The sequence below is a fragment of the Arcticibacterium sp. genome (assembly GCF_055134445.1).
The window spans coordinates 15,214-28,302 of the sequence record NZ_JBSRVI010000034.1; the positions used below are offsets into that span (position 1 = coordinate 15,214).

Annotated in this window: 11 protein-coding genes; 8 read left to right on the forward strand and 3 right to left on the reverse strand. The window is 38.1% G+C overall.

The window, feature by feature from the left end:
• Positions 1–51: 51 nt before the first annotated feature.
• The 4 genes from recG (at position 52) to ACTBZY_RS04070 (ending at position 4,719) form a co-directional block, all read left to right on the forward strand.
• Entirely contained in the window at positions 52–2,145 is a 2,094-nt protein-coding gene (gene recG, locus ACTBZY_RS04055; RefSeq protein WP_463045056.1) for an ATP-dependent DNA helicase RecG, read from the forward strand.
• Between the two features lie 124 nt (positions 2,146–2,269).
• Entirely contained in the window at positions 2,270–4,135 is a 1,866-nt protein-coding gene (locus tag ACTBZY_RS04060; RefSeq protein WP_463045111.1) for a carbamoyltransferase family protein, read from the forward strand.
• Positions 4,128–4,355 (forward strand): DUF5989 family protein, encoded by a 228-nt coding sequence (locus ACTBZY_RS04065; RefSeq protein WP_463045057.1) that lies wholly within the window; start codon positions 4,128–4,130, stop codon positions 4,353–4,355. Before ACTBZY_RS04060 ends, ACTBZY_RS04065 begins: the two co-directional genes overlap by 8 nt.
• Before the next feature lies 1 nt (position 4,356).
• Positions 4,357–4,719 (forward strand): SxtJ family membrane protein, encoded by a 363-nt coding sequence (locus ACTBZY_RS04070; RefSeq protein WP_463045058.1) that lies wholly within the window; start codon positions 4,357–4,359, stop codon positions 4,717–4,719.
• Positions 4,720–4,794: 75 nt separating this feature from the next.
• Here the strand turns inward: ACTBZY_RS04070 and xylA are convergent, their stop codons facing one another.
• Together xylA and ACTBZY_RS04080 are read right to left on the reverse strand one after the other, a co-directional pair.
• Positions 4,795–6,135 carry a xylose isomerase gene (gene xylA, locus ACTBZY_RS04075; protein WP_463045059.1) on the reverse strand — a complete coding sequence of 447 codons (1,341 nt, stop codon included), beginning with the start codon at positions 6,133–6,135 and terminating at the stop codon, positions 4,795–4,797.
• Positions 6,136–6,216: 81 nt separating this feature from the next.
• Positions 6,217–6,930, reverse strand: a complete 714-nt coding sequence (locus ACTBZY_RS04080; RefSeq protein ID WP_463045060.1) for an MIP/aquaporin family protein — start codon at positions 6,928–6,930, stop codon at positions 6,217–6,219.
• Positions 6,931–6,996: 66 nt separating this feature from the next.
• Between ACTBZY_RS04080 and purB the strand changes: the two genes are divergently transcribed.
• The 3 genes from purB to ACTBZY_RS04095 all read left to right on the forward strand — a co-directional run bounded on the left by purB (position 6,997) and on the right by ACTBZY_RS04095 (position 10,580).
• Positions 6,997–8,340, forward strand: coding sequence for an adenylosuccinate lyase (gene purB / locus ACTBZY_RS04085; protein ID WP_463045061.1), 1,344 nt, complete (start codon positions 6,997–6,999; stop codon positions 8,338–8,340).
• A gap of 170 nt (positions 8,341–8,510) precedes the next feature.
• Positions 8,511–9,779, forward strand: a complete 1,269-nt coding sequence (fucP, locus tag ACTBZY_RS04090) for an L-fucose:H+ symporter permease (RefSeq protein WP_463045062.1) — start codon at positions 8,511–8,513, stop codon at positions 9,777–9,779.
• Between the two features lie 189 nt (positions 9,780–9,968).
• Positions 9,969–10,580: a hypothetical protein gene (locus ACTBZY_RS04095; protein ID WP_463045063.1), complete on the forward strand. Its 612-nt coding sequence runs from the start codon at positions 9,969–9,971 to the stop codon at positions 10,578–10,580.
• Here the strand turns inward: ACTBZY_RS04095 and purU are convergent.
• On the reverse strand, positions 10,577–11,416 hold the full coding sequence (gene purU / locus ACTBZY_RS04100) for a formyltetrahydrofolate deformylase (RefSeq protein ID WP_463045064.1): 840 nt from the start codon (positions 11,414–11,416) through the stop codon (positions 10,577–10,579). The genes ACTBZY_RS04095 and purU overlap by 4 nt on opposite strands.
• A 234-nt stretch (positions 11,417–11,650) precedes the next feature.
• Between purU and ACTBZY_RS04105 the strand changes: the two genes are divergently transcribed.
• A complete protein-coding gene (locus tag ACTBZY_RS04105; protein WP_463045065.1) occupies positions 11,651–13,063 on the forward strand; it encodes a tetratricopeptide repeat protein in 1,413 nt (470 codons plus the stop codon).
• Positions 13,064–13,089: the final 26 nt, after the last annotated feature.

A 13,089-nucleotide genomic window follows, 5' to 3' on the forward strand; every position in this document is an offset into this window, starting at 1 on the left:
CTGGTATTATGATTCTGCGTGAAATTACCAAAGCCTTTCTATTTTTGTCTTATGTACTCCGTTTTAGAAAAAAAAATTGATTTCCTCCCAGGGGTCGGCACTTCCAGAGCCAGCCTCCTAAATACGGAGTTGGGTATCTTCACTTATGCAGATTTATTAGAGTATTATCCCTTCAGATATGAAGACAGGAGCAAATTCCATCATATTTCCGCTCTTTCAGAAGACCTGGACAGTGCCCAACTAAAAGGAAAGATTACCAATATTCATAAAGCCGGCACTGGAAGAAAAGAAAGACTCGTTGTCAATTTTTCAGACGGCACCGGCACCGTAGAGCTCATTTGGTTTCAAGGTATCAGATGGGTGGAAAAAAAATTAGTGGTAGGAGCAGAATACATTGTTTATGGCAAACCCACTATTTTTGGCCACGCATTTAATTTCAGTCATCCAGAAATAAACGCCCTAACTCCATCAACTGAAAAGGCAACGGGATTAAAACCCGTATATTCCCTTACCGAAAAACTTCGCAAAAAATTTATCGATAGTAAAGTTCTTGGTCAAATAACACAAAATGCATTAAGAGATATTGGAAATAATGTTCCAGAAAACTTGCCTGAAAGTTTATTGGTGAAATTCAAGATGATCCCACGTTGGCAGGCTTATCAATTAATCCACCATCCCAAAGACTATAATCATGTCAAGCATGCCCGAAGGAGACTTAAATTTGAAGAGTTATTTTACAATCAGCTTTCGCTGATCAATCAAAAGTTACTTCGTAAAAATGAGTTTGAAGGTCATCTCTTCACAAAAACAGAATTACTGACTAGGTTTTATACCGAGCATTTGCCTTTTGAATTAACCAATGCTCAAAAGAAGGTTATTAAGGAGATATTCTTTGATTTCAAATCTCAAATGCAAATGAACCGTTTGCTTCAAGGTGATGTGGGTTCCGGAAAAACCATCGTTAGCTTTATTTGTATGCTTATGGCTATTGATGGTGGGGCTCAGTGCTGTTTAATGGCACCTACGGAGATTCTTGCCACCCAGCACTTTCATGGCTTGAGTGAATTTGCCGAAAAAATTGGACTGAGAATAGCTCTACTTACAGGCTCCACTAAGAAAAAAGAGAGAACTCTAATACATGAAGGGCTACTAAACGGCACCCTTAATATCATTATTGGCACCCATGCCTTAATAGAAGATAAAGTCCAATTTCAGAATTTAGGACTATGTGTTATTGATGAGCAGCACCGTTTTGGTGTAGCCCAGCGAGCTAAACTTTGGAATAAAAACAAAGAAATTCATCCGCACATTTTAGTCATGACTGCTACACCCATACCCAGAACGCTAGCCATGACGCTTTATGGGGATTTAGACGTCTCTGTTATTGACGAACTTCCTGCTGGCAGAAAACCCATCAAAACGGTTCATAGATACGACTCTAAAAGGCTGGAAGTATTTCAGTTTATTAGAGAAGAAATATTAAAAGGAAGACAGGTTTATATTGTTTATCCACTTATAGAAGAATCAGAAACGATGGATTTCAAAAACCTGATGGACGGCTATGAGAGCATTGCAAGAGCTTTTCCACAAAATGCTTTAAGTATCGTTCATGGTAAAATGAAGCCCAAGGATAAAGAATACGAAATGCAGCGTTTCGTCAAAGGGGAAACAAATATCATGGTAGCCACTACAGTGATTGAAGTAGGTGTAAATGTCCCCAACGCCAGTTTAATGGTTATTGAAAATTCAGAGCGTTTTGGTTTAGCTCAGCTCCATCAGTTAAGAGGAAGAGTGGGCCGTGGTGCAGAACAGTCGTACTGTATCTTAATGACCGACTTTAAACTCTCTAGGGAGTCAAGAAAAAGAATTGAGACTATGGTAGAAACGAACGACGGCTTCCAAATATCAGAGGTGGACTTAGAGCTTCGAGGACCCGGAGATATGTCTGGAACCCAGCAAAGTGGTCTCATGGATCTAAAAATAGCTAATTTAGCCACTGACGGGGCTATTCTGAAATTTGCCAGAGAATCTGCACTAGAAATCCTAGATGACGATCCATACCTCGGGAAAAAACAATATGCTATGATTAAGGCTTTCATCGATAAGAAAAAGACTCCCAGATTAAATTGGAGTAGAATTAGCTAAAATCCATTATCTTAGCTAATAAAGCGTTAATTAGGGTAACATATTTTCACACTTTTCTTAATACTACGCTTCAGATTTCGTTTTTTTATATCCCATTAAACTGACTAATTAATTTTAGCCAATGTTGAAAATTTTAGGAATATCTGCGTACTACCATGATTCCGCAGCAGCTTTAATAGAAGACGGCAAAATAATAGCCGCTGCCCAAGAAGAGCGATTCAGCAGAAAAAAACAAGACGCTGGATTTCCTACTGAGGCCATCAAACACTGTTTGGAGTACGGAGGGCTTGAACTTTCAGATCTAGACGCCATCGTGTTTTATGACAAACCATTGCTTAAAATGGAACGCCTTCTAGAAACATACTACGCTTTTTCTCCTTCCGGTTTAAAATCCTTTTTGTTGGCTATGCCTGTTTGGTTAAAGGAAAAAATGTTCCTTAAGAAAACCCTAAAAATGGGTTTTTCTAATATTGGTGAATATGACAGAAAAAAAGTAAAGGAGCTTTTTCCTGAACATCATCTCTCACATGCCGCTAGTGCATTTTATCCCTCTCCTTACGAAGAAGCAGCCATTATGACGCTCGACGGCGTGGGCGAATGGGCCACGGCATCTATTGGATATGGAAAAGGGAAAGACATCAGTATCTTGAAGGAGTTAAAATTCCCTCATTCTATTGGGCTTTTATATTCTGCTTTTACCTATTTCTTAGGCTTTAAAGTGAACTCTGGGGAATACAAACTTATGGGACTTGCTCCCTACGGTCGCTCAAACTCTGAAGAAGTTAAAAAATATAAATCTATTATAAAAAGTGAAATCGTTGAAGTATTTGAGGATGGTTCTATTTGGCTCAACCAGAAATACTTCAGATATGCCACTGGCTTAAAAATGGTTTATGATGACAAATGGGAAGGGCTTTTTGGTTTTCCTAAAAGAGAGTCTGAAGCACAACTGGAACAACACCACTGTGACCTTGGTCTCGCCATTCAGGAAATAACCGAAGAAATAGTTATTCTGATGGCAAAAGAAGCACAAAGATTAACTAAAAGTGACAACCTAGTTTTGGCAGGAGGTGTAGCTTTAAATTGTGTAGCTAACGGGAAACTGCAAGATGCCGGTATTTTTAAAAACGTTTATATTCAACCCGCTGCTGGAGATGCTGGAGGTGCATTAGGTGCTGCATTAGCAGCACATCATATCTATTTTAACCAAGATAGAATTATAGATAAAACTAAAATTGATGCTATGCAGGGTTCTTATCTTGGGCCTGAGTTCTCAGGCTTGGATATCAAACTAATGGCAAAAAAATATGATGCACCATATTCGTTCTTTGAAAGTTTTGATGAATTATCAGAAAAGACTGCAAAATTAATTTCTGTAGGCAACGTTATTGGTTGGTTTCAGGGAAGAATGGAATTTGGTCCTCGTGCTTTAGGTTCAAGAAGTATTTTAGGAGACCCTAGAAACCCTGAAATGCAGAAAAAGCTTAATCTTAAAATTAAATATCGAGAAGGTTTCAGACCATTTGCCCCTTCTGTTTTGTCAGAAGATGTAGAAGAGTATTTTCAATGTAAAACCATATCTCCGTATATGCTTTTAGTTCATGGTGTTCAGGAAAGTAGAAGAAATAAAACCCCAGAAAATTATGCGGATTTGCCTTTAATGGACAAGCTATATTTTCTGCGTTCCGATTTACCTTCTATAACGCATATCGATTACTCCGCAAGAATACAAACAGTGCATGAAGAGACGAACCCAAGGTATTATCAGCTTATCTCGGATTTTAAAAAAGAAACAGGCATAGGCGTTGTCGTTAATACCAGTTTCAATGTAAGAGGCGAGCCCATTGTTTGCACTCCGCAGGATGCTTATAAGTGCCTTATGAGAACAGAAATGGACTATCTTGTGATAGGTAACTATATTTTTGATAAAACACAACAGCCAGAATGGCTAGAAAAAGATAAATGGCAAGAGGAGTTTGCCCTTGATTGAAATAAAAACCACCCCGAATGGTCAAACAAATACGCTTCTTTTTTGGGGAAAGGAGACCAAAACACATAGCATGGAATTCATTAAAGACTTATGGCATTTTCTTTCCGAAAGAAAAAAATGGTGGCTCGCCCCCGTTATTATTGTTCTGCTTCTGATTGGCGTATTGCTTGTCATTGGTGGTGGCTCTTCCTTAGCACCGTTCATCTACACATTATTCTAGAATGGAAAAACAAAATAAATCAGAAATCATACTGTCCATAGTAGTAGGGTTTTTAGTCCTATTTTTCATCTTCAAAGCCCAGTGGTTATTATATACTGCTAGTGCCGTTGGTATCTTAGGATTATTATCAGGCTTTTTTGCAGATTTGATAATAAAATTCTGGCTCAAACTCGCCGAGTTTATGGGCAAAATCAATGGCACCATTTTACTATCCATTATCTTTTTTGTGATATTGACTCCAGTGGCACTTCTGATGAAACTCTTTAAAAAATCGGATGAGCTGAAACTTAAAAAGCCATTAAACACCACTTTTGAAGATAGAAATTATCAATATCAGCCCGACGATTTAAAGAACATTTGGTAATAAAAGCTTTTAAAAAGAAAATCCCGACTTGAAATTCAAGTCGGGATTTTGCATATAAATCAAGTTTATCTAACCTTAAATATACTGGTTGATAATCATCTCAAACAATTCTTGTTTGCCGCTAATCTGAGCTGGCTCACCTACTTCATGAGCAATCTTAGCTAAATCTTCAAGGCTCAACTCGCCATTTTCAAATTTGGCACCATTACCCGCATCAAAAGAAGCATATCTGTCTGTTCTCATCTTCTTGTAAGGAGATTTGGTCAATATATCGTTCGCAATCAAAAGAGCACGAGCAAAAACATCCATTCCGCCAATATGAGCAATGAAGATATCCTCAAGATCTGTCGAGTTTCTTCTAGTCTTAGCATCAAAGTTTATTCCGCCAGTAGTAAATCCTCCATTTTCTAAGATAACCAACATAGACTCCGTAACCTCATAAAGGTCTACTGGGAATTGGTCTGTATCCCATCCGTTTTGGTAATCCCCACGGTTAGCATCAATAGAACCTAACATGCCAGCATCCACAGACATTTGTAATTCGTGAGCGAAAGTGTGACCCGCTAATGTCGCGTGATTAACCTCTGCGTTGATAGCAAAATCTTTATCTAGACCTTGAGCTTTCAAAAAGCCAATTACCGTTTGAGCATCAAAATCATACTGATGCTTAGATGGCTCTGCTGGTTTAGGCTCGATATAATACTTACCCGTAAACCCTTGCTTTCTTCCGTACTCAGAAGCCGTTCTTAAAAACTGACCTAAGTGATCCAATTCTCTTTTAGTGTTGGTATTCAAAAGTGACATATAACCTTCTCTACCTCCCCAGAAAGTATATCCAGTACCACCAAGTTCGATTGTAGCATCAATACAAGTTTTTACTTGCAATCCAGAATGAGCCACAACCTCAAAATTAGGGTTAGTAGAAGCACCATTCATGTATCTTGGGTTAGAGAAAAGGTTGGCTGTACCCCAAAGTAACTTCACACCAGAAGCTGCTTGTTTCTGCTTAGCATAGGCTACTATGGTAGCCATGTTGCTCTCATATTCTTTCAAAGAGTTCCCTTCTGGAGACATATCCACATCGTGAAAACACCACCATCCAGCACCTAGCTTTGTAAAAAACTCAAACGCTGCATCCATTTTCTCATGAGCAGCTGTCATGGCGTTGGCATTGCTGTCCCATGGAAAAGCCTTTGTTCCAGGACCGAAAGGGTCTCCACCAGTTCCACAGAAAGTATGCCAGTAAGCAACTGCAAACTTCAAGTGGTCACGCATGGTTTTACCTGCCACTATTCTGTTTTCATCATAAAACTTAAAGGCCATCGGGTTGTCCGACTCTTTACCTTCAAATTTTATTGGTTCTTTCACAAAAGGGAAGAACTCTTTGTCTCCAAGGGTTAAATTTAAATGACTCATTTATAATTTATCTTAAGTTAATTTTCAATAATAAGTGTCAAATATACAATTAATAATTTATTCCTAAAAATATCAGCCAAATTATAAGCCAAAAGCTATCAAAAAGTATGCGGCAATAATACAGCCTATAATAGGACCAACTACCGGAATCCATGCGTAAGACCAGTTATTACCACCTTTTCCTGCAATTGGCAATACGGCATGAGCTATTCTCGGTCCTAAATCTCTAGCAGGATTTATAGCATAACCCGTAGTCCCTCCTAAAGAAAGACCTATACCCCAAACCAAAATCCCAACCAAAAGTGGCTTCAATCCAGAATCTGCCTCCGCATAAATAGACATCACACCTATAATTAAAACAAAAGTTCCAATAACCTCACTGAGAATATTCCCTAAGGTATGTGGTACCGCCGGGCCAGTACAAAAGATCCCAAGTTTTGTTCCTTGATCATTTGTTTCTTTCCAATGTGGCAAATACATCAACCAAACCATAGTGGCTCCTAAAAAAGCACCAATAAACTGAGCAAGAATAAATGATGCAACATTAGCATAGTCTCCGCTGTGTACCGCCAAGCCAATCGTAACGGCAGGATTTAAGTGTGCACCTTGGCTCCCAAATTTTTGTGCGACAAAAACACCCAAAGCAACGGCAAAGCCCCAACCTGTGGCGGTGACTATCCAGCCAGAATTATTTCCATAAGTTTTTGCTAAAGAAGTATTAGCGTTTACACCTCCGCCAAAAAGTATCAGCATAAATGTCCCGACAATCTCGCCGATAAAGTTTGTTGTCTCCATTTCAATTTTAAGTTTAGGGTTGTTATTCTTGGCAATTTAGTAATTTCGCAACTTAATAATAATAGCATGCATTTAAATTCCCTTACGGCCATTTCTCCTGTAGACGGTCGATATAGACGCCATACGGAGAGCCTTGCTCCTTTCTTTTCTGAATTTGGCCTGATTCATTATCGTGTCAAAGTTGAGATTGAGTATTTCATAGCCCTTTGTGAAAAGCCTTTACCGCAGTTAACTGACTTTAACAAAGCCCTTTTCCCTGCCCTTAGAGCTATCTATGAAAACTTTAGTGAGGCCGATGCTTTAGAAATAAAGGAGACCGAACAGGTGACGAACCACGATGTAAAAGCGGTAGAATATTTTATTAAAGCGAGGTTTGAGAAAATGGATATTGCTTCCTTTTCTGAATTTATTCACTTTGGACTTACGTCACAAGACATCAATAATACTTCTATCCCTTTATCGCTTAAAGACGCCTCTGAAAAAGTGCTCTTCCCAGCTATTGAAGGAATTGTTGAAAACCTTTCTGCTCTTTCAACCGAATGGGCAGACATATCTATGTTAGCAAAGACACACGGCCAGCCAGCCTCCCCTACTAGATTAGGAAAAGAAATGGCTGTTTTCGTAGAACGTTTATCTGTACAATTTGACCAGTTAAAAGCTATTCCTTTTTCTGCAAAGTTTGGCGGAGCCACTGGAAATTTCAACGCCCATCATGTGGCCTACCCTGAGCACGACTGGGTTGAATTTGGAAATAACTTTGTGAACAACATTCTTGGTATTAGCAGAAGCCAGAAAACAACACAAATAGAGCATTACGATAATTTCGCGGCATATTCTGACGCCTTAAAACGCATCAACAACATATTGATAGATTTCTCAAGAGACATCTGGACATATGTAATGATGGAATATTTCAAGCAAAAAATCAAAGCAGGTGAAATAGGTTCATCTGCCATGCCTCATAAGGTAAACCCAATTGATTTTGAAAATGCAGAAGGAAACTTAGGTGTAGCCAATGCCTTATTAGAACACTTTTCTGCCAAGCTACCTATATCTAGACTACAAAGAGATTTGACAGACTCTACTGTTCTTAGAAACGTAGGTGTCCCGATAGGTCATGCCATAATTGCTCTTAAATCTTTGGAAAAAGGAATTGGCAAATTACAGTTGAACAAAGAAGCCATAGACCGAGATTTAGAAAACAATTGGGCAGTAGTGGCTGAAGCCATTCAAACGGTATTAAGAAGAGAAGGCTTCCCAAAACCTTACGAAGCCTTGAAAGACTTAACGCGTAAAAACGAAAAGATTACAGAAAAGTCTATCAAAGAGTTTATAGAGTCTTTAGACATTTCTGACAAAGTAAAATACGAGCTAAAGGCTATTACACCTTTTACTTTTACTGGAGTTTAAACCGCCATTGAGTTAAATAGATACTAAATCTTGAGATAAAAATTTATTTCAAGATTTAGCTTCCTCTATTACTCCTTTTGCATTTCCTGATGCAAATTGAGCAGATTCGAGAGCAATAGATCTTGGATTCAAATAGAATTTCTATTTTAGCATGAATAACCCTAATTAAAATGCTAAAGAAAACTCCTATCATCCCTTTCATTCTGACCACAAGCCTTTTCGCTTTGTGGGGATTTGCCAATGACATTACCAATCCTCTGGTAAAAGCTTTCGGAACTATTTTTAATCAAAGCCAAACCATCAGCACTTTTGTGCAGGTTGCTTTTTATGGTGGATACTGCTTAATGGCTATTCCCGCAGCTATTTTCATTAAAAAATACACTTATAAAAAGGGCCTTTTGATTGGCCTTGCACTTTATGGACTGGGATGTTTGGCTTTCATTCCTGCAGCTCAGTTAGGAATTTTCCAAGTTTTCTTAGTCGCCTATTTTATCATGACTTGCGGTTTAAGCTTCTTAGAAACCAGTGCAAACCCTTATATCCTTGCCATGGGAGAAGAAGAAACTAGTACACAACGATTAAATCTAGCTCAAGCTTTTAATCCTATTGGCTCTATTACTGGGGCATACATTGCCACAAATTTCATTTTAGGCAAAATGAACAAAATGGGCACGCTGGAACGTGCTGAACTTTCTACTACAGACTTTAATGTGATAAAAATGGCAGATTTAGAAATTGTCAAAGGTCCATATGTTATCATCGGTTTAGTCTTGATAATCATGTTTGTACTGTTTCTAATTTATAAAATGCCCGAATACAAAGAAGTCGACAGCTCTAAAGGCTTGGACATCAAAGGCACTTTTCAGCGATTAATGAAAAACGGCAGATATAAAGAAGGTGTAATAGCACAAGCTTTTTATGTAGGTGCTCAAATAGCCATGTGGACATTTATTGTTCAATACGGTACAGAAGTATATATGAATTCAAGCATGATAGAGGCTGAGGCGGCAGAAAAAGCCAGCGGGATGCAAATCTATGCCTTGGTACTTTTTGCGGTCAGTAGGTTTATTTTCACCTTCCTAATGAAATTTATGAAACCTGGCTTTCTATTAATGGTTTTAGCCACTTTGGCCATTCTATTCTTACTTCCAGTCATATTTATAGGGGGAGAAATGGGTATGTACTTCATTGTTGGAGTTTCTGGATGTATGTCTTTAATGTTTCCTACCATCTATGGTATTGCATTAAAAGGAGTGGGAGACGACGCTAAGCTAGGAGCAGCTGGACTAGTTGCCGCTATTGGTGGTGGGGCATTATTACCACTGGTTCAGGCTTCTATCATTGATAACGCTTCCGTAAACTTATCATTTATAGTTCCATTGGTATGTTTCATAGTAGTGGTTTTTTACGGACGAAGAGCCTATACCACATATGCTTAAAAAGTAACTTCCAGTAGCCTTAATTTTTTAAGGTCTACGTCATTAGGAAAAGCCCAAAATAACACTGGTTCTTGCAGCAATAGGTTATTTTGGGCTTCATCTTGTCATAAGCTCAAATAGATTCTACCTCAAATAAATCAATAACTCGCTTAGATTTTGCGTTATTAGCATCAACTATAACCATTATTAATGCTAAGATCACTTATCACCTTATTCATCTTCCTTTTAGGCTTCCAAGCTTTTTCTCAAGAAATGCCTCAGCCAGAGGAAGAAAAGCCGATTTACTTTGAACAACCTAAATCTAATTTTAAAGAAAATCTTCATTTTGGAGGAAATGTCTGGTTAGGTTTTTTCGGAGCATTTTACGCAGACCTTTCTCCTATGGCTGGGTATGAGCTTAACGAAAGCGGTACGGTAGCTGGATTAGGCGGAACGTTTATATATCAGGGAAATTATAGTCAGGGCAAAGGCGTAGCCATGTTTGGCCCAAGAGTTTTCATTCGTCAACCGATCTGGAGAAGCTTTTTTGCTCATGCAGAATATGAAATCATAAATGCTCCTATTACCCAATTTTATTCTTTTGATAGAGATCAAGTTATTACAGGAGAAATTCCAAAAAAATGGGAAGGCTCTCCACTCATTGGACTTGGCATGTACCAAGGTCGCACGAGAGAACAATACGGAAGTTTTATTTCTGTAATGTATAATATAGGTCAATCCTATGGAAAGGGTTTTGTGTCACCCCAAGGCCTCGGTGGCGGAGATTCTCCCTTTGTTTTAAGGTTAGGCTTTTTCTTTTAAAGAATAATGGTCTTGTTGCCAAAAATAAAAACGCGGTCGTTGAAGACTAGTTTTAAGGCTTTGGTAAGCACCGTTTTCTCTACATCCTTCCCTTCTCTTGACATATCTTTAGAAGTGAATCTGTGGTCAACTTTTTTGACGTCTTGAGCAATTATTGGTCCTTCGTCCAAATTATTATTTACAAAATGTGCCGTTGCACCAATAATTTTCACACCCCTATCGAAAGCCTGTTTATATGGATTGGCACCAATAAATGCGGGCAAAAAGGAGTGGTGAATATTGACAATTTTGTTTGAAAACTTGGCTACAAAATAGGGGGTCAAAATCCTCATGTATTTGGCTAAAACCAAAAACTCTGGTTGATACTGATTGACGACTTTCAAAATCTCCAATTCATGACTTTCCCTACTGTGGCCTTCACAACTAAGGTAATGAAAGGGTATATCAAATTTGTTGACGTAGGGCTCCAAAGTATCATAGTTGCTAATGACCGCCAAAATATTAGCATCCAGTTCTCCAAAATGATATCTGGTAAGTAAATCAGAAAGACAGTGATGTTCTTTGGTACACAAAATCACAATGTCCTTTTTCTTTTTAGGGTTTAATCTAAATTTGATTTCCTCATTGGGAACCCTTTTTCTAAGATCGGAAATGACAATCTCGGCATCAAAGTTTTTATCACTTTCAAACTCCGTCCTCATGAAAAATTGACCCGCCGGGCTAACATATTCATCCTGATTAATAATGTTACACTCGTTTTTATAAAGTACTTTGGTAACATGATAAACAAGGCCCTTTGAGTCTGGCCCTTCCATTAAAAGTATATTCTTGGTCATTGCTTTTTTTAGCTCTAAGGCCTAATAATTATGCGAAACAAATAGATTGAGGTAGCTATTCGCAAATTAAAACGTCTTTATTTTGAACTTTCAAGCTTAAAAGGGCTGGAAATGACCACTTCGAACTGGAAATCCTTTAAATAAATTAGTTTCTAAGTGTTGAAATCTCATCATAAAATAATTAATTTTAATTTCATGACGAGGTAATATTCTCAAAACAGCAGACCATTTTAAATGAATATTGAGTTTAACGACAATTTTGACGACATCGAGGATAAAGGCATAAGCCAAACCGCCAAGAAGTTTGAGGAAATGGTTCTAAACAATGAATCGCATTACCTGAACGAAGACATATATGAGTCCTTATCTGAGTTTTATCTTGAAAAATCAGATTGGGTTTTAGCTAAAAAAGCATGTCAATTGGGTTTGGACCAATATCCTTATTCTCTGGAACTCCTATTAAATAGGACTCAGCTTCATGTGAATGAATTTGAGTATGAAGAAGGTTTAGAATTGCTAGAAAAGGCTGCTACTTTTTTCCCAGCAGACACCGAAATTCTATACATGAAAGGCGTCATCTATAATCTTATGGGCGAGCATCATTCTGCTTTAGAGATTTTAGAAAGAACGCTAATGCTTTCTGACCAGAAAGACGACATATATTTCCAACTGGCTCAAACCTTCCAAAATCTTGGGGATTTTGAAACTGCAGTAGTGAACTATAAAGAAGCAATAGCTCTGGGGTACGACAATGAAATAGCCTATTTGGAGCTTATTTATAATCTTGAATACCTCAATAAACTAGAAGAAAACATTGCCTACTTCAAGGGATTGACAGACACAAACCCTTACTCTCACTATGCATGGTATTGTTTAGGTTTAGCTCAAAGCCGACTAAAACAATATCCTGACGCTATAAGAGCCTTTGATTTTGCTGTGGTCATAAAAGACGATTTTGCGAGCGGCTGGTTTAACCTTGGTCATAACTATATGAACGAGGAAAACTATGAAAAAGCTCAAGAAGCTTATCAGAAGACCCTTGAGCTTGAAAAACCTTCCGCTGAAGTTTTGACCTACTTGGCGTCTAGTCATGAAAAACTGGGCGATTTCTTGGCGGCTTTTAATAATTACAAAAAAGCAACCGAAATAGATGAAAAATGGGACGAAGCATGGTACGGAATGGGAGCCGTACTTTACGAACAAAAAAAGTGGATTGAGGCCATTCATTTCGCTAAAAAAGCTACAAAGCTGAATGAAACCAACAGTGATTATTGGTTATTACAGGCAGATATAGAAGCCCGTCTAGGAAACATGATGTCTAGTATAGAAGCCTATAACCATGCCGCAAATTTGGATTCAGAGAATATAGATGTTTGGCTAAATTGGTCTTTACTATATTTTGAACAAAAAGAGTATCAAAAAGCCTTTGAGATCATCTTTAATGCCATTGAAGAAGTGCCGGGAGACGCTGATTTATATTATAGAGCTACCGTTTATTTGGTTTATGATGGCACGTATAACGAGGCCTACAAGTATCTTCAAGATGGTTTAAATCTAGACTTTGACGCCCACGAGCAGATTTATCCATTTTTCCCAAACCTTAAAACACAAAAAGCTCTTTTTAGGATAATAGAACAGTATAGATAAGGCTGTTAACGGTCTTATCTATACTG

Bases quoted from the DNA above. Each gene is read 5' to 3' on its own strand.
- ACTBZY_RS04105 (WP_463045065.1), top strand. From the start codon at position 11,651: ATGAATATTGAGTTTAACGACAATTTTGACGACATCGAGGATAAAGGC.
- ACTBZY_RS04070 (WP_463045058.1), top strand. From the start codon at position 4,357: ATGGAAAAACAAAATAAATCAGAAATCATACTGTCCATAGTAGTAGGG.
- purU (WP_463045064.1), bottom strand. From the start codon at position 11,416: ATGACCAAGAATATACTTTTAATGGAAGGGCCAGACTCAAAGGGCCTT.
- fucP (WP_463045062.1), top strand. From the start codon at position 8,511: ATGCTAAAGAAAACTCCTATCATCCCTTTCATTCTGACCACAAGCCTT.
- xylA (WP_463045059.1), bottom strand. From the start codon at position 6,135: ATGAGTCATTTAAATTTAACCCTTGGAGACAAAGAGTTCTTCCCTTTT.
- recG (WP_463045056.1), top strand. From the start codon at position 52: ATGTACTCCGTTTTAGAAAAAAAAATTGATTTCCTCCCAGGGGTCGGC.
- ACTBZY_RS04080 (WP_463045060.1), bottom strand. From the start codon at position 6,930: ATGGAGACAACAAACTTTATCGGCGAGATTGTCGGGACATTTATGCTG.
- ACTBZY_RS04095 (WP_463045063.1), top strand. From the start codon at position 9,969: ATGCTAAGATCACTTATCACCTTATTCATCTTCCTTTTAGGCTTCCAA.
- purB (WP_463045061.1), top strand. From the start codon at position 6,997: ATGCATTTAAATTCCCTTACGGCCATTTCTCCTGTAGACGGTCGATAT.